We start from the raw sequence: 16234 nt of genomic DNA, 5'->3' as shown, positions 1-16234 counted from the left end.
CCACCTGATCCCTTCCCGAACTCAGAAGTGAAACCTCTTAGCGCTGATGGTAGTGTGGGGTTACCCATGTGAGAGTAAGTCATCGCCAGCTTTTAAATCTAAAACACCCCGATCTCTAGAGAGAGCGGGGTGTTTTTTTATATGCGGAGAAAAATAATAAATAGTAAGAATAAGATGTAAATTTTGCTGTTTCACTTCCTCATCAAAATATAGCAAAGTAGGATAGAGTTAAGACTAACTATAGTTATTGGTTGCTTAGGCAGAATAGAAAGAAGAATGACATTTAACGGAAATAGATAAAATGTACTGCTTTAAAACCTATCTATCCTCCAACATATTTCCTTATTTTATGAAATTTCCTTTCCTTCCTCATAACTTGAAAAATGAAAGCATCAACTGAATAAATTTATGCAATATACAGTTAAATGAATTGAGCTTAAAATCCATTTTTATTTCTGTTAGGTGTTCTTATGCAATGGGTGGTTGCTGAAACATATTCATTTCCTTACGAGGCTCAGATTGCCAAAACGCAATTAGAAGCAGCAGAAATTCCAGCACGTATTGAAAATGAACATACCATTAATATGGATTGGCTTTACTCCAATGCTTTGGGTGGTGTGCGACTGTTAGTTCCTGAAAGCTATGCAGAAGAGGCTAAAGCATTACTTGCCCAAGATTTTAGTCAAGAATTAGAACAACAGTTTGGAGCAAGCGAAAGTTGCCCTCATTGTGGTAGTCGCGATATACAGCCATATACCGAAGGAAAACGTCCCGCTTATTTGGTTTTTCTATTGCTTGGTTTTCCGCTCTTTTTTTATAAAAATGGAACGAAGTGTAAACAGTGCCAACATTTTTGGAGTTAGTGCTCTATTGGAAAATCGGCAAGATATTTTAAATAAGCAAACTTTAGATCAAATAAATTACTTACTAGAAAATATCGTAAAATTTGATTAACAAAACCAACGCAACATTCAACAGGATTTTGAAGTTGAAGAGATAGTCAAACACGATGTGGATTTTCATATTGAAAAATTAGGTGATGATTGCTTAGAAAAAAATTGGGATTTCTAATCCATCCACTGATTGTGGTCAAAATAGATCATCTAAGTATCTAAGTATCTAAGTATCTAAGTATCTAAGTATCTAAGTATCTAAGTATCTAAGTATCTAAGTATCTAAGTATCTAAGTATCTAAGTATCTAAGTATCTAAGTTAGGAAAGTTGAAATATAGAGCTAAATCTAACATGTTCATATTTTGCTAAAATGAAACAACGGCTAAGCTTTAAGCCTGATATATTCTGTGTTGAGTTTATATGCTTATTTGTACAAGCATAAGTAGTTAATATTTGCTGAAAGCCGAATAATACAATTTACAAATAATGGATCAACATGGATAGAAATACTCCCATTTATGTTTCTTTAACAGGTACAAATAGCCATCTGATAAAAATTCCAGCTGGGCAAGGAAGCTTCTCAATTGGTCGAATCGGCATGGACAAGAAAAAGTTTGATGTTCTTGTTGAAGAAAATGCTGTAATCAATTGGGATGCTTTTAATACTTTTTATACGCCACATGGTCAACAAAATGTGCATTTGCATCCTTATGGAGATTGGCCAAGATTTTTTTATTATTGGGGAAATGATCAGGGTTTTACTGAATGGTCGAAGAAAAGAGTGATAGAAGATTTTTCTTGGCGACCTACGCAAGCAATTTGTCTAGATTTAAGTCATGCTCAGATTCATAACTTTTCAATCAAAGCAGATCAACATCCAATCACATTAGTTTTAAATCATGCTGATGATGAGAATAAGAAGGGGTTATATTCACTTCATTTGGCTGGTCATATTGAGCATTTTGAAATTATTACCACAGCAGCATATCCCCATATGAGAATAGAACCAACGACAAACAAAGATCCAATGGTGTCGGCATACCATCTTCCTGTTATTAAAAATTTAGCGGCAATAACTTCGTTAGATTTAACTGTTAAACCTTTAGGTCAAGCTTTTGATTGTGAAAGCTTATTACAGTTTCCTAATTTAAAAAATCTAAACTTAACTGGAAATATAACCAATACAGCAAGTTTAAAACAACTTCAGCAACTTGAACGTATTGGAATACGCTATGCTGTAAATTTGGAAGGCTTTCCAGCTTTAAATACTTGGGAAAACTTAAGGTCCTTTATTGGATGGAATATTGATGAAAAAATAGGGAAAAGGTTAAATGCTGAATTAAAGCATTTGGCTAAAGAAAAGCAATTGGACTATTCTTCGGTGTCTAAACTGAGGAGTTCAATATGGTTTACCACTGAATATGGAATTCCATTTGAAAACTGGGAAAGCAATAATGCAAAAATTGCGATCAAAGCATATAAATCTGCTTTAAAAGAAATCTCCAAGGCGAAGACGAAGCAAGATGTGAAAGGGGCAATTATTGGACTTGTTGAGATAATTAATACATTACCCAATATTGAAACTACTGAAAGAGAAGATACTGGTCTTGTTGTACTACAACTGGTTGAAGCTTCAACATTCGATATAGATCAAGAAACAGTGAATATTTGGTTTGATGAAATACGAGATTTTTAAAATATTCTGTTGTTAAGTAAAAAACGGCAAGATTTCTTACCATTTTTTAAATTAGGATTAGAAGCTATATCCCGTAATTTACGATCGCCACGACGATTTTTCTGTCGTTGCAAAAATAGATTCAGCTTTTAGTTGAATCGGTGTGGAAGAAGTTGCATATGCAGAGAACTCCATTGAATTATCCGTGCCACACTATTTAATCAATCCACTTCAGTATGTCTAAAAAGCGGATTTGGTTGCACTTGGTGGATAATGTTATGTTAGTCAAGGCTTAAAATCAGGCAGTAAAATAAATGATAAAACAGCAAGAAAAACTGAGTCCGTTGCAAGTTGAAAACCTATTAAAAACATTAGCACAGCGTTTTCAGCAGCATACAGAACGACATGCACAAATGAGCTGGGATTTTGTCCAAAAACAACTTTTGCTTTGTCCTGAAAAGTTATGGGCTTTACAACAAATGGAAATGACTGGCGGTGAGCCTGATGTGGTTGTTTTACCGAACACAGAAGGTGTGTATTTTTTTGATTGTGCAATTGAGTCGCCAAAAGGGCGGCGTAGTCTGTGTTATGACCGAGAGGCATTACTCAGTCGCAAGGATCATCCTCCTGAAGATACCGTGATCGACTGGGTAAATAAGCATGCCTTGGCACTAATGACTGAACAACAGTATTATGCTCTACAGCAAATATTCAATTTTGACTTAAAAACATCCAGCTGGGTCGAAACTCCAACGATATTACGTCAGCAAGGCGGGGCGATCTTTTGTGATCAGCGTTATGGGCGTACATTTACCTATCATAATGGTGCTGCCTCATATTATGCGAACCGTGGGTTTCGAACCTATATCAAACTTTAATTGTTAAAAATTGACAGCGTGAAATCCTAAGATTCTGTCAAGCTTGTTTGTATTTTTGGTGTTTAGATATAACTGCTGTTATATCCTACATATTGATATTTAAATTAATGATTTTCAGTTTTGGTTTGGGGAGCTGTATGCCTATCCAACCATGACATTCATGTTGCTAAACGAAAGATCTGTCATAGATGATGAAATGATATGTACACTATTTATAAAAGCGCTAAATTTATATGATGGTTACTCAGCTAATGAATATGTATTTTATAAAATGAGCTTTTGAATTATTGAGTCGAAAAAAACGGCAAGATCACTTGCCGTTTTTTATTAATGGTTCGGATTAGAAGTTATATTCCATACCTAAGCCAATAACAGTTTTCTTTTTCTCTGGTGTAGATGTAGTTGACCAATCACGCTTTTGTTGACCAACAACACCGTAGAAGCGAGCTTGCTTGTTGATGTTGTAATCAGCGCCAATCCCGTAAAGGTCTTGTTTACGATCATCACGGCCATCTAGTTCTGTCGTTGCAGAAATATATTCAGCTTTTAGCTTAATCGGTGTAGAAGGAATTGCATATGCAGCAGTGATGCCATAAGCATTTTCTTTCAAGCCTTTGAATGATGTTACTGTAGTACCAGAAGTGGTTGCAACAGTATCATCAGACGGTTTAGCAGTTTGCCATAATGCACCAAATACTAAGCCATCAAGACCCGCAGGTTTCAAGTCTACAGAACCTGTAACACGGATTGCGTCAGAGTAGATTGTGTTGCTACCTAATTCAGAGTTATATGCATTATATTTAGATGCAACACCGAAGTTACCTGCAACAGCAGCAGCAAAACCGTAGTCTTTGTTGTCATAAGTAAGTGATGTAGAGATACCATCACCGAAACTATCACGGCTACCTTTTTGACCTTTAGCATCATTTTTTAAAGCAGATGATTCTTCACCTTGCTGGAACATGATGTTGAAAGCTAAACCAGCCAATAATTTTTTATCAGTTTCAAAACCGATCACGTTTTTTAAACGATCTTCACCAACTAAAATCGCAGTCATATCGAGTTCGTTGTGATCGTTGAAGATATCTTGGTTGTTACCAGCAGCATTTTTGAAATATGAATCAAACTGACCAACTTTTAACGTTGCGATACCGTCTGATTTAATCCCCACGAAACGGTTACGGTTAGTAAAAGCATCGCCATCACCATCAGCACTGATTTGCCATTCTGCCAAGTAAACAGCAGATAATTTATCTGTTAATTTCTCTTCGCCTTTAACACCAATACGAGAAGCGTTAGAGTTTACTTTAGTTACGCTTTCGTCTTTAAAGCCATTCTTATCAATTTGATCTAAAGTTACGTTGAATTTACCATACAATGTTGGCGCTGCTTGAGCTGCGCTTATGCTAAGGGTGGCGATTGCTGCAGCGAGTAGCACTTTTTTCATTGAGATTTCTCCAAAACATGTTCAATGGGTTTGCAGTTACTTTTTTTATTCAGTAAGTGTGGGTTTGTGCACTACTTACTAACTTGCATGCAGTATCTGTAAACTTTGTTACATATCAGTGAAGAAAAAATGACAATTTAATGACGCGGATTTAACATTTGTGTAATTTGAATAAAAAAATGAGGCTTGATTAGCCCCATTGATTCTAAAAAGGTTTTTAATTAAGCCAGTGCAGCCTTAATTTTTTCAGCAAACCCTTTAATTTTTTCCTGATCGCCCATTTGAATAGCATGACGACCTAATTCATGCACCGAGCTCGGAATCAAATGAAAGTGTACATGAGGTACAGTTTGTCCAGCAGCAGCTCCAGAAAGTTGCATCAATACAATACCTTGAGCATCCAAAGCTGTTTCAATTGCTTGTGCTATTTTTTGCACAATCTTGATTGTATAAGCTGCAATTTCAGGATCTAAGTCGAGCAATGTCACAGCTGGCGTCTTCGGAATAATCAGGGTATGCCCATCGGCTTGCGGCATGATATCCATAAATGCAAGCACATGATCATCTTCATAAACTTTAATTGCAGGAAGTTCACCACGTAAAATTCGTGCAAATATATTCTGATCATCATAAGCCATGTTTATTTCCTTGAAGGTGTGAATGTGATTATTTACAGTTCAATTCTTTCTGACGTTCCTTGATAGAGTCAAGTTTTTGCTGCTCTTTTTCAGAAAATTTAGGCTTACTTGTATAACAATTGTCATTATTATATTTTGCTTTTGCTTCAGGATCTTTAAAACAGAACCCTTTTGATGCATAAATGACATTGTAATCATCTTGCAATTTTTTACATTCTTGGGTGTTATCAGCAAAAGCGTGACTAGCGACTAAAATAGATAAACTAGAAAGTGTAGCAATTACATATTTATTCATGATACGACCTCGAAATTGACATATTTACATGTCACTTAATGTGATTATAAGGTTTAGTTGTGATTATTCAATGACGAAAAATTAATCTAATGTAATTTTGCTCCATGATTCATACATTTTTACCGCGGTAGAAAAATCGCTATCAGGCTCTGAAAGACTATTGGCTGCGGTAATTAAGCTTTGTGTTAAACCAAGAATAGGTGCTGATAATCTTGCATCACGAACTAAATCAATGGCAATACCTGTATCTTTTGCCAATAAGGGTAAAGCAAAGGTCAGTGGAAAGCTACGATTGAGGATACGTTGCGGTAGTGCAGTTTCAGTCACACCACTTTTACCACTGGATGCATTGATACAATCAAGCGCTTCATTTAAATCTACCCCATGTGCTTTCAGCGTGGTAAATCCTTCAGCGGCAGCACATAAATGAACCGCCATCATCATATTATTTACAGCTTTTACTGCAAAGCCTGCACCTGAGTCACCAACACGTTTAATTAATTTACCCATCGCCTGCATTGCAGGTAGGGCAATTTGAAATGCTTCTGCCGCACCGCCAACCATAAAGGTCAGTGTTGCATTTTCAGCGCCAATGGTTTGACCACTTACAGGTGCATCTAAGAAGTGAATATTATTTTTGAGCAGATACTCAGACTGTTTACGCGCAGCATCAGGTACACCACTGGTACAGTCGACCCAAATCGCGCCATTTTTGATCTTTAAATCTTGGATTAAATCATCGATATCTTGGCTGGTTGGTAAACATGAAAAAATAATATCAGCTTGCACCGCTTGATCGAGTTCGACAGCTTGAGTACCAAACTCAGTTGCATGTTGCTTGGCCTTTGCAAAATTTCGATTCCATACATATACGGTATCAAAATGTTTGGGTAAATGTGCTGCCATACGATAGCCCATTGCGCCTAAACCAATAAATGCAACTGTAGTCTTCATATCTATCTCTTAAATTTTTGTCGATCTTTGTTCTAACCATCTGGACAGTGTAGGCCAAAATTCATCTGCACTTTTTTGACTAGACATTAGCCCTAAATGTCCCCCAGGAATAAGAGTAAACGTGACATCAGTACTCTTTGTCAATTCGCTTAAAGGCTTAACTGCATCTGCGGTGACCATTTGATCATTTTTTCCAGCCCCAATCATCAATGAACAGTTGATATTGCGAAGTTCAATTTTATGGTTACTGAGCTGAATTGCCCCATTTTTCAGTGGATTTTGCAGCCAAACATTAAATAACATATCTTGATTGACACCGCCGGGGTAATCCACCATGTGATTTAAAAAATTTCCAAGGGTAGCGTGTTCATGTAAGAGCTCTTTGTCGTCTAAATTTAGCAACAACTGTTTATGACCCTCATACCAACCCTTTGGATCTAAAATCTTAAAACCAATGGCATTGAGTAAACCCGGGGTATGGATCAGTTTTTTCGGTAAACCACCTTTATATAAAGTATCTTTCAGTTTTTGATTCTTTATAATCAGGTTATTTATTTTTTGATAAAGTTTACCGATACCACCTGATGCATAACTGTCAATTGGGCTGGCCAGTATAATTAAGTTTTTAACATAATTGGGTTGACGTAATGCCGTGTAAAGTAATACAAAAATGCCAGCCATGCTCCAGCCATGCAATGAGATTTGCTCACTTTGGGCATGTTCTCGAATTTTATTAATGCATAACGGCATAGCTTCATCAATAAAATATAAAAAGTTTAAGTTGCGATCCTGATAACTGAGTTTTCCCCAATCCAATAAATACACATCATAGCCTTGTTCAGTAAAATATTTGATAAGTGAACGATAAGGGTAGAGGTCGTAAATTGCCATATTGATCGATAATGGCGCTGTAAAAACCAAAGGTTCCTTAAATTTTTTGTCAGCAGCTGCGTAGTAACGCACTTTGGTTTGATGATGCTCCGCAATAATTTCATAAGGGGTACTTTGAGATAAAACCAATGACTTACCATTGAAGATACGTGTGGTTAGATTCTTCAATTTGGATTTGCGCTGTTGGAACTTAGCTGATACTTGTGTCATAAGCGGTGATTGTCTCATTTTTATGCAGATTTAAGCGAAGTGTATGTGATAATTTACGATTTTACCTTGACCTTAAATACATAGGGCGCTCAAAATGTTGGCAATATTTTACAAAGGCAGTTTTTGGACTGAGTAGTTGAAATGAGCCAGCACGACGACATTGAATACCAACTTGATACTTTAGCGATTCGTACAGGTCATACACGCAGTTTTGAAGGTGAACATAGTGAGCCAATTTTCCTCACTTCGTCATTTGTGTATGAAAATGCAGCGGAAGCAGCAGCAAAATTCTCTGGTGCTGAACCAGGTAATATTTATTCACGTTTTACCAATCCAACTGTAGCAATGTTTGAAACGCGTTTAGCTGCACTAGAAGGTGGTGAGCGCGCTGTGGCAACAAGTTCAGGTATGGCTGCAATTATGGCCGTTGCAATGTCGTTCTTAAAAGCAGGCGATCATGTGATTTGTTCACGTGCTGTTTTTGGCTCTACAGTTTCATTATTTGAAAAATATGTCGCTAAATTTAATGTCGCAGTGACTTTTGTTGATTTAACAGATTTAAAAGCTTGGCAAGACGCGGTTCGTCCTGAAACTCGATTACTATTTGTCGAGTCACCATCAAATCCCTTGGCTGAAGTCGCAGATATTCAAGCATTATCAGATTTAGCACATGCAAATGATGCCTTATTGGCGATTGATAACAGTTTTTGCACACCAATTTTGCAGCGTCCATTACAATTTGGTGCAGATTTAGTGATTTACTCTGCCACCAAATATCTAGATGGACAAGGTCGTGCACTGGGTGGTGCTGTGGTCGGTAATCATAAATTACTTGAAGAAGTATTTGGTTATGTTCGTACCACTGGCCCATCGATGAGTCCATTCAATGCATGGGTCTTTTTGAAAGGTTTAGAAACCTTAAGACTGCGTATGAAGGCGCATTCTGAAAGTGCACAAAAAATTGCCGAGTGGCTGGTTGCTCATCCAAAAGTGGAAAAGGTTTATTTTGCTGGCTTAGCAGATCATGTCGGGCATGAGTTAGCAGCCAAACAACAAACTGGTTTTGGTGGAATCGTTTCTTTTGAAGTGAAAGGTGAACGAGAAGGTGCTTGGAAAGTTATTGACCATACACAATTTATCTCGATTACAGGAAATTTAGGTGATGCCAAGTCAACAATTACCCATCCAGCAACAACGACTCATGGTAAGCTTTCTCCTGAAGCAAAAGCAGCAGCAGGTATTCGTGAAGGTTTAATTCGTTTGTCTGTTGGCTTAGAAGATGTCGATGATATTATCCGTGACCTTTCTCATGGATTAGATTTAATTTAAGATAAGCAAAAATTTGCAAAACAGTTTCTTTCATTTTCTTCTAGGTTTTTAAAAACTAGCCATGAAAGTGTAAGACAAAGATTTAATTTAGGACTTTTGTTCGGAGTATTTTATGAACATTAATATGCTTATGCAGCAAGCGCAACGTATGCAGAAAGATATGGAAAGCAACGTTAAAAAGGCAAAAGAACAACTTGCCCAAACTGAAGTGAATGCTGAAGCTGGTGGCGGTTTGGTAAAAGTAACAATGACTTGCCGTAATGTTGTTAAGCGTATCGAAATCAGTCCAGATTTGTTACAAGACGATCCAGATATGATTGAAGACTTGATTGCAGCAGCAATGAATGACGCGGCTCGCCAAGCTGAAGTCATTACAGAAGCGAAGATGAAAGAAGCCAATTCAGGTATGGGTTTACCACCAGGTCTTTCAGGTTTGTTCTAAGGAATCATAGGTGTTTAGCGACCGTTTTGATCAACTCGTACAAGCTTTACGAATCTTACCCAGCGTTGGGCCGAAATCGGCTCAACGTATGGCACTCCATCTGATCATGAAAAATAAAGAAGGTGCTATTGGTTTGGCGCATGCGCTAAATGAAGCAACTTCCTATATTCATGAGTGTAGTGTTTGTCATTCTTTAACTGAAAATGAAGTCTGTGATATTTGTTGCTCAAATGATCGGGATGATCAGCTGCTTTGTGTGGTTGAGTCTCCTGCAGATGTAATGGCAATAGAACAGTCTGGTAGCTTTAGAGGCAAATATCATGTATTGGGTGGACATTTGTCGCCATTAGATGGTATTGGTCCTGAAGAAATAGGTATTCCATATTTAGTGCAGCGTTTAACCGATGGTAAAATTACTGAAGTAATTTTAGCCACCAATGCAACAGTAGAAGGGCAAGCGACTGCGCATTATCTTGTAGAAGCGACAAAACATTTGTCTTTGCAAATGACACGAATCGCACAAGGTGTTCCACAAGGTGGTGAATTGGAATATGTGGATAGTCATACATTGAGTCAGGCTGTTCATAATCGCATGAGAATGAAATAGCGATCTTAGACTTGGTATCATTTAGAGTTTGTTGAGCTTGGGTGTTTAGCGTAAATGCGATAACGATTAAAAGATCAACAAACTCTGTTTCATTTAAAAATTATTTACATTCAATCTAAATTTTTTAGGTAAACTCAAGCTAAAGCAATGATTAGCCATGTTATTTATTACTTTAAAATATACTTTTATTAAGTTGTAAAACCTATATATAAAATAAATATTCACAAGAAACTTTATTGAAAAATAAGGTGTTTACGGAGAATTAGTTTAAAAATATTATATTTAAATTTTATATATTAAGGTAAAATCATATTTCATTTGAATGTAACATTTTGACTTAAACTGACATGTTTCAATTTATTAATCAACAGACCGATCTCGAACATGTGTTGAACTTGATGCAACATACCTCGACTTATGGTCTAGACACTGAATTTATTAAAGTCGACACACTTTGGCCAAAACTCGGTGTATTCCAAATTAATGTCAATGGTCAAGTATTTTTGCTCGACGGCACAACCTTAAATTTAGATCGCTTTTGGTTTCAACTTTTTCAAGCACAGCAAAATATTTTTCATGCTTGCGGAGAAGATATTGATCTCATTTATCATTATGCAGATCAGAAAAATCTGAAAAATGTCTTTGATACCCAAGTGGGGTTGTCTTTTTTAGGACATGGTCTACAGGTCAGTTATCAAAATGCATTGAAATTGGTGTTAGAGATTGATATTGATAAAGATCAAACACGTTCAGATTGGCTGGCTCGACCGTTAACAGATGAACAAATGAATTATGCAGCCAATGATGTTTTATACATTATGCGTCTGGCTGAAAAAGTAAAAGCTGAATTGGTCGAGAAAAGCTTATACTCACATGTGCTTGAAGATTGTCAAAATTTAACCTTTGAAATTGCTTCAGAAACTCCAAAAGAAAAATTATATTGTGATATTGGTAATTATCGTCATTCCAGAAAACAATTGATGCAATTGCAACAATTAAGTGTTTGGCGTGAAGAAATGGTTAAGGCACTCAATCAACCACGTAGCTTTATTCTAAAAAATGCCACGATGATTGATTTGGTTGAAGTTAATCCTAAAAATAATTTTCAATTGTCCTCTGTGAAGGGAATACGTCCAAATATTGTGCGTGAACATGGAAAAACAATTTTAGATTTATTGAAGTTTCTGCCTGAAACCGATGAATGGCCACTGCGTATTGCACGACCAATCAAGCATTCTTCTCAGGGAATCACCCTTGAAGTGGATGAGTTAATTTCTCAGGTTTCATTTGAAATGCAAGTACCTAAAGAAGTACTTATGCGTAAAAAATGGTTAAATGCCTTGTATCATCATGTGGTATTTCATGGCAATGAACAGGATTTACCCGGTTATTTGTTGGGGTGGCGCTATGAATTACTTACCCAGCCACTTATCCATCTGTTACAAGAAGATATTAAGTTTTTAAGTATGCAGATGAAGGTCAATGAATAGCGGCTGTTGCTGCCCTTGTTTAGATGAATAATCATCAATAGCCAAGAACGCTTACTGTGTTATTGTTGATCAAAGATTTAGCAATTGGACATAAATAACGACTGATGCGTTAACTTTCGATAATGTATCCATCGTTTTTTTCATGTATGCTGTCAACTAAGTTTTACTGAAGCTGTTGTTTAAAATGCATTGTGATATTTATAAATCGAGCAAAAAAGATGAAATGTATCTTTATGTGGCTCGCCCAAATCATCCAAATACAGACGAAAGTGCAGATCCCTTAGCAGCTCTTTCTGAGCCACTACGTGTTGCCTTTGGTCGTGCAACGCATGTAATGCATCTTGAACTGAGCGAAGCTCGACCTTTGGCACGTGTAAATGTGTTACATGTAATCGATTCACTCAATACAAAAGGCTTCTTTATTCAAATGCCGCCAGAAGGTTTAATTAACCCAAATGCGGTTGAACCAGAGGGATTACGTGGTGCTTGATCAGTTATCAGGAATATGGGCAAATTTTTTAGATCTATTTGATGCTATCCCAGAAGATAATATCGCAATAACCGTCTATATTCTTGGGACGCTGTTGATTTTATGGTGCTGGTATTCGATTTCAAAACGATTGCCATCGCCACTTGGCGGTATTACATGGATCATTGTATTTGCCGTTCTTGCAACCCCGACCATTTCTGAAGGACCAAACTCAGCGATTGCGCCAGCAATATTTGGACTGTTATTTGGTATTCTGACCAAGGATTCACCATTGATTTGGTCAAATCTTGCCTTAATTACTTTTGTCATGGGTATTGGTTTAGTCATTGGATTTTTTTGGTCTAAATACAAAACCACGAAAAATACTCAAGCAAGCGCTGTAGCAAAAAATATTTCACCACTTTAAATAAAAAATAAAGGTAAGTTATGTCTGTCGATTCTCAACAATTCACAGGTACTGAACAGTATATCGCAACGGATAGTTTAAAACTGGCTGTAAAAGCAGCTCGAGCATTGCAAAAGCCATTATTGGTGAAAGGCGAACCTGGTACAGGTAAAACCTTATTGGCTGAACAAGTTGCTGAGAGTCTAGGTCTTAAATTAATTACTTGGCACATTAAATCTACAACCAAAGCACAGCAAGGTTTGTATGAATATGATGCAGTTTCTCGTTTACGTGATAGCCAGTTGGGTGATGACCGTGTTTACGATATTAAAAACTACATCAAACCAGGTAAGTTATGGGATGCATTTACCAGTGAAGAACGCTGTGTATTGTTGATTGATGAAATAGACAAAGCAGATATTGAATTTCCAAATGACTTGCTACATGAATTAGACAAAATGTCATTTTTTGTCTATGAAACGGGCGAAACCATTACGGCAACCCAACGTCCGATCGTAATCATTACTTCAAATAATGAAAAAGAACTACCAGACGCATTTTTACGTCGTTGTTTTTTTCATTATATTGAATTTCCTGATGAAGCAACGATGCGTGAAATTATCGCAGTTCATTTTCCGAATATCTCTGGAACATTGGTTTCAGAAGCATTACAAGTCTTCTTTAAATTACGTCAAGTGCCTGGCTTAAAAAAACCACCTTCAACATCTGAATTGATTGACTGGTTAAGCTTGTTAATGGCAGATGATATGCCAGAAGACATTTTGCGTAATCATGATAAATCAAAAGCGATTCCACCTTTATATGGTGCATTGATTAAAAATGAGCAAGATGTACAGTTGCTTGAACGCTTAGCCTTTATGTCACGTCGTTAATGAGGAGATCGCAACATGTTTGTGCGATTATTTTATACCCTCAGAAAATATGGTGTTCCAGTTTCAACACGAGAACTCATTGATCTCAACCAAGCAATTAGTGAAGGCTTGGTTTTTGCTGATCAAGATGATTTTTATCAACTAGTAAAGACAGTCATGGTCAAAGATGAACGCTTCTTTGACAAATTTGACCGTGCCATGAAAGATTATTTTGAAGGTATTCATACTTTTGATATCGATGATCTGCTCAGCAAAGTTCAAAAACTTCCCAAAGACTGGTTTGATTTAGAGTTACTTGAAAAACATCTCACACCTGAACAACGTGATGAATTGCTGAAAGCAGGTTCGCTTGAAGAACTGATGAAGATGTTGGAAGAGCGCTTGCGTGAACAACACAAAAAACATCAAGGCGGCAACCGTATGGTTGGCACAGGTGGAACTTCACCGTTTGGTGCTTTTGGTGACCATCCTGAAGGCGTGAGAATTGGCGGCCCGAGTCGTAAAAATTCAGCAGTAAAAGTTTGGGAACAGCGTAAGTATCAAAATTTGGATGATGAACAAATTTTAGGTACTCGACAAATGCAAATGGCTTTACGTCGTTTACGTAAGTTTGCTCGTCAAGGCGCTGCAGAAGAATTAGACATCAACAGTACCATTTATGAAACTGCCAAACAGGGCATTTTAGATGTACAAATGGTGCCTGAACGGCGTAATCGTATTAAAGTTTTGATGTTGTTTGATGTGGGTGGATCGATGGATTCGCACATTGCACAATGTGAAAAATTGTTTAGTGCGGCAAAAACTGAATTTAAAACCTTAGAGTATTTCTATTTCCATAACTGTCTATATGACTATGTATGGAAAGATAATCATCGTCGTTCGTCTACCCGCATGAATACATGGGATTTATTTAACACCTACGGTAAAGACTATCGTGTAATTGTGGTAGGTGATGCAAGTATGGCACCTTATGAGCTGAAATCGGTCGGTGGTTCTGTCGAATATATGAATGATGAAGCTGGGGATGTATGGTTACGTCGCTTACGCAATCATTTTGAAAAAACAGCATGGTTAAATCCAGAAGAGCAAGGTTACTGGCATTACACACAAACCATCGCATTAATTAAACAATTATTTGACGATCATATGTTTCCAATGACCCTTAAAGGTATTGAGGATATGACGAAATATTTATCACGATAGATTATTCTCAAGCAAAGTTGTTATTCATAAATTCAACGGCTGATTTATTAAATAGGGAAAGAAATGGATCATCAAATAAATGGTATTGCATTACCAAATGAACAAGGCTTTTTTGGTGAATATGGTGGTCAATTTATTCCACCTCATTTAAAAGAAGCAATGGATGAAATCAATGTCGCATATGAGGAAATTCGTAAAACGCCTGAATTTCAAAATGAATTGGCTGATTTATTTGCCAATTATGTAGGTCGCCCTAGTCCTTTATTCCATGCAAGACGCCTTTCTGATCAATTGGGTGGCGCACAAATCTATTTAAAGCGTGAAGACTTAAATCATACAGGCGCACATAAAATTAACCATTGTTTGGGCGAAGCTTTGCTTGCCAAATATATGGGAAAAACCAAAGTGATTGCAGAAACAGGTGCTGGTCAACATGGCGTTGCACTTGCAACCGCATGTGCTTTGGTTGGTATTCCATGTGAAATTCATATGGGGCAGGTGGATATTGAAAAAGAGCATCCCAATGTCGTGAAAATGAAGATTTTGGGTGCAAAACTGGTTTCAGTCACTCAAGGTACTGCAACACTGAAAGATGCTGTAGATAGTGCATTTGAAGAGTATTTAAAAGACCCTAAAAACTTTATTTATGCGATTGGTTCTGTGGTTGGACCACATCCTTTCCCAAAAATGGTACGTGATTTCCAATCTATTATCGGCAATGAAATTAAAGTTCAAACCCAAGATCGCTTTGGCGCACAACCCGATTATGTGGTTGCGTGTGTAGGCGGTGGCTCAAATGCAATTGGCGCATTCACTGCATTTTTAAATGATGCAGAGGTTAAACTGGTTGGTGTGGAACCTGCAGGTCATGGTCTGGATACTCAACAGCATTCAGCAACATTGACTTTAGGAAAGCCAAGTCAGATTCATGGTATGGCTTGTTATGTACTGGAAGATGAACAGGGCGCGCCATTGCCTGTGCACTCGATTGCATCTGGTTTGGATTATCCGGGTGTAGGCCCTCAACATAGCTTTTTAAAAGATTTAGGCCGTGTGGAATATTCTACATCAACTGATCAAGAGTGTTTAGATGCGTTTATGACCCTTTCACGCGTAGAAGGGATTGTTCCTGCATTGGAAAGTTCTCATGCTGTGGCGTGGGCAATTCGTGAAGCGCCTAAATTAGCGAAAGAAATCAAAATTGTTGTAAACCTTTCTGGGCGTGGTGATAAAGATGCCGACTATGTTGCTGAAAAGTTAAATCTAAACTGATAAAAAATTGATTTGATCTAAAAACCTAGCTTTGGCTAGGTTTTTTATTATTTCGTTAAATTTGAAATTCAGTCTTGGATTTCGTTTAATGAGCTCAATTGTTTATCCCCGTGATAAATGAAGACATACAACTCAAAGCTGGTGGTTATTTCTATTATCTAGAAATTTAAAAAAAGGTTTTACATACAAGCTGAGCTGCCAATTTTCTATACACAATAAAAAAACCCTCCACATGGAGGGT

17 protein-coding genes are annotated in these 16234 nt (G+C 37.2%); 12 read left to right on the top strand and 5 right to left on the bottom strand.

Features of this window, described 5'->3' with window-relative positions:
- Positions 1 to 470: 470 nt before the first annotated feature.
- The 3 genes from M2R48_RS12680 to M2R48_RS12670 all read left to right on the top strand — a co-directional run bounded on the left by M2R48_RS12680 (position 471) and on the right by M2R48_RS12670 (position 3447).
- Positions 471 to 863 carry a DUF2007 domain-containing protein gene (locus M2R48_RS12680; protein ID WP_151802911.1) on the top strand — a complete coding sequence of 131 codons (393 nt, stop codon included), beginning with the start codon at positions 471 to 473 and terminating at the stop codon, positions 861 to 863.
- A 527-nt stretch (positions 864 to 1390) separates the two neighbouring features.
- Entirely contained in the window at positions 1391 to 2590 is a 1200-nt protein-coding gene (locus M2R48_RS12675; RefSeq protein ID WP_262086348.1) for a hypothetical protein, read from the top strand.
- A gap of 296 nt (positions 2591 to 2886) precedes the next feature.
- Positions 2887 to 3447 carry a DUF4256 domain-containing protein gene (locus M2R48_RS12670; RefSeq protein WP_262087493.1) on the top strand — a complete coding sequence of 187 codons (561 nt, stop codon included), beginning with the start codon at positions 2887 to 2889 and terminating at the stop codon, positions 3445 to 3447.
- A 340-nt stretch (positions 3448 to 3787) separates the two neighbouring features.
- On the opposite strand, the gene M2R48_RS12665 is transcribed toward M2R48_RS12670, so the two are convergent.
- The 5 genes from M2R48_RS12665 to M2R48_RS12645 form a co-directional block, all read right to left on the bottom strand.
- Entirely contained in the window at positions 3788 to 4894 is a 1107-nt protein-coding gene (locus M2R48_RS12665; protein WP_004822251.1) for a porin, read from the bottom strand.
- Between the two features lie 221 nt (positions 4895 to 5115).
- Positions 5116 to 5532, bottom strand: coding sequence for an HIT family protein (locus tag M2R48_RS12660; protein ID WP_004719575.1), 417 nt, complete (start codon positions 5530 to 5532; stop codon positions 5116 to 5118).
- A 28-nt stretch (positions 5533 to 5560) separates the two neighbouring features.
- Positions 5561 to 5827 (bottom strand): YARHG domain-containing protein, encoded by a 267-nt coding sequence (locus M2R48_RS12655; RefSeq protein ID WP_004719576.1) that lies wholly within the window; start codon positions 5825 to 5827, stop codon positions 5561 to 5563.
- A gap of 81 nt (positions 5828 to 5908) precedes the next feature.
- Positions 5909 to 6781, bottom strand: a complete 873-nt coding sequence (locus tag M2R48_RS12650) for an NAD(P)-dependent oxidoreductase (RefSeq protein WP_239045446.1) — start codon at positions 6779 to 6781, stop codon at positions 5909 to 5911.
- 9 nt (positions 6782 to 6790) lie between these two features.
- Positions 6791 to 7882 carry an alpha/beta fold hydrolase gene (locus M2R48_RS12645; RefSeq protein ID WP_262086347.1) on the bottom strand — a complete coding sequence of 364 codons (1092 nt, stop codon included), beginning with the start codon at positions 7880 to 7882 and terminating at the stop codon, positions 6791 to 6793.
- Between the two features lie 141 nt (positions 7883 to 8023).
- Here M2R48_RS12645 and M2R48_RS12640 point away from each other — a divergent pair, with 141 nt between their 5' ends.
- From M2R48_RS12640 to trpB, 9 genes are all read left to right on the top strand, one after another.
- Positions 8024 to 9211, top strand: coding sequence for an O-succinylhomoserine sulfhydrylase (locus tag M2R48_RS12640; protein WP_262086346.1), 1188 nt, complete (start codon positions 8024 to 8026; stop codon positions 9209 to 9211).
- Positions 9212 to 9323: 112 nt separating this feature from the next.
- On the top strand, positions 9324 to 9653 hold the full coding sequence (locus M2R48_RS12635) for a YbaB/EbfC family nucleoid-associated protein (RefSeq protein WP_004719585.1): 330 nt from the start codon (positions 9324 to 9326) through the stop codon (positions 9651 to 9653).
- A gap of 10 nt (positions 9654 to 9663) precedes the next feature.
- Positions 9664 to 10260, top strand: a complete 597-nt coding sequence (gene recR / locus M2R48_RS12630) for a recombination mediator RecR (RefSeq protein WP_004719588.1) — start codon at positions 9664 to 9666, stop codon at positions 10258 to 10260.
- Positions 10261 to 10607: 347 nt separating this feature from the next.
- A complete protein-coding gene (locus M2R48_RS12625; RefSeq protein ID WP_016539239.1) occupies positions 10608 to 11750 on the top strand; it encodes a ribonuclease D in 1143 nt (380 codons plus the stop codon).
- 184 nt (positions 11751 to 11934) lie between these two features.
- Positions 11935 to 12240 (top strand): YcgL domain-containing protein, encoded by a 306-nt coding sequence (locus M2R48_RS12620; RefSeq protein ID WP_004822235.1) that lies wholly within the window; start codon positions 11935 to 11937, stop codon positions 12238 to 12240.
- Entirely contained in the window at positions 12233 to 12646 is a 414-nt protein-coding gene (locus M2R48_RS12615) for a hypothetical protein (protein WP_016539240.1), read from the top strand. Before M2R48_RS12620 ends, M2R48_RS12615 begins: the two co-directional genes overlap by 8 nt.
- A gap of 20 nt (positions 12647 to 12666) precedes the next feature.
- A complete protein-coding gene (locus M2R48_RS12610; protein WP_004719598.1) occupies positions 12667 to 13518 on the top strand; it encodes an AAA family ATPase in 852 nt (283 codons plus the stop codon).
- A 15-nt stretch (positions 13519 to 13533) separates the two neighbouring features.
- Entirely contained in the window at positions 13534 to 14721 is a 1188-nt protein-coding gene (locus M2R48_RS12605) for a vWA domain-containing protein (RefSeq protein WP_262086345.1), read from the top strand.
- Positions 14722 to 14784: 63 nt separating this feature from the next.
- Positions 14785 to 15993 carry a tryptophan synthase subunit beta gene (gene trpB, locus M2R48_RS12600; protein WP_262086344.1) on the top strand — a complete coding sequence of 403 codons (1209 nt, stop codon included), beginning with the start codon at positions 14785 to 14787 and terminating at the stop codon, positions 15991 to 15993.
- Positions 15994 to 16234 lie beyond the last annotated feature (241 nt).

This window comes from Acinetobacter sp. I-MWF (genome assembly GCF_025433935.1).
GTDB lineage: Bacteria > Pseudomonadota > Gammaproteobacteria > Pseudomonadales > Moraxellaceae > Acinetobacter > Acinetobacter guillouiae.
The sequence above is the reverse complement of the archived record's forward strand: the minus strand, read 5'-3'. Positions and strand labels throughout refer to the sequence as shown.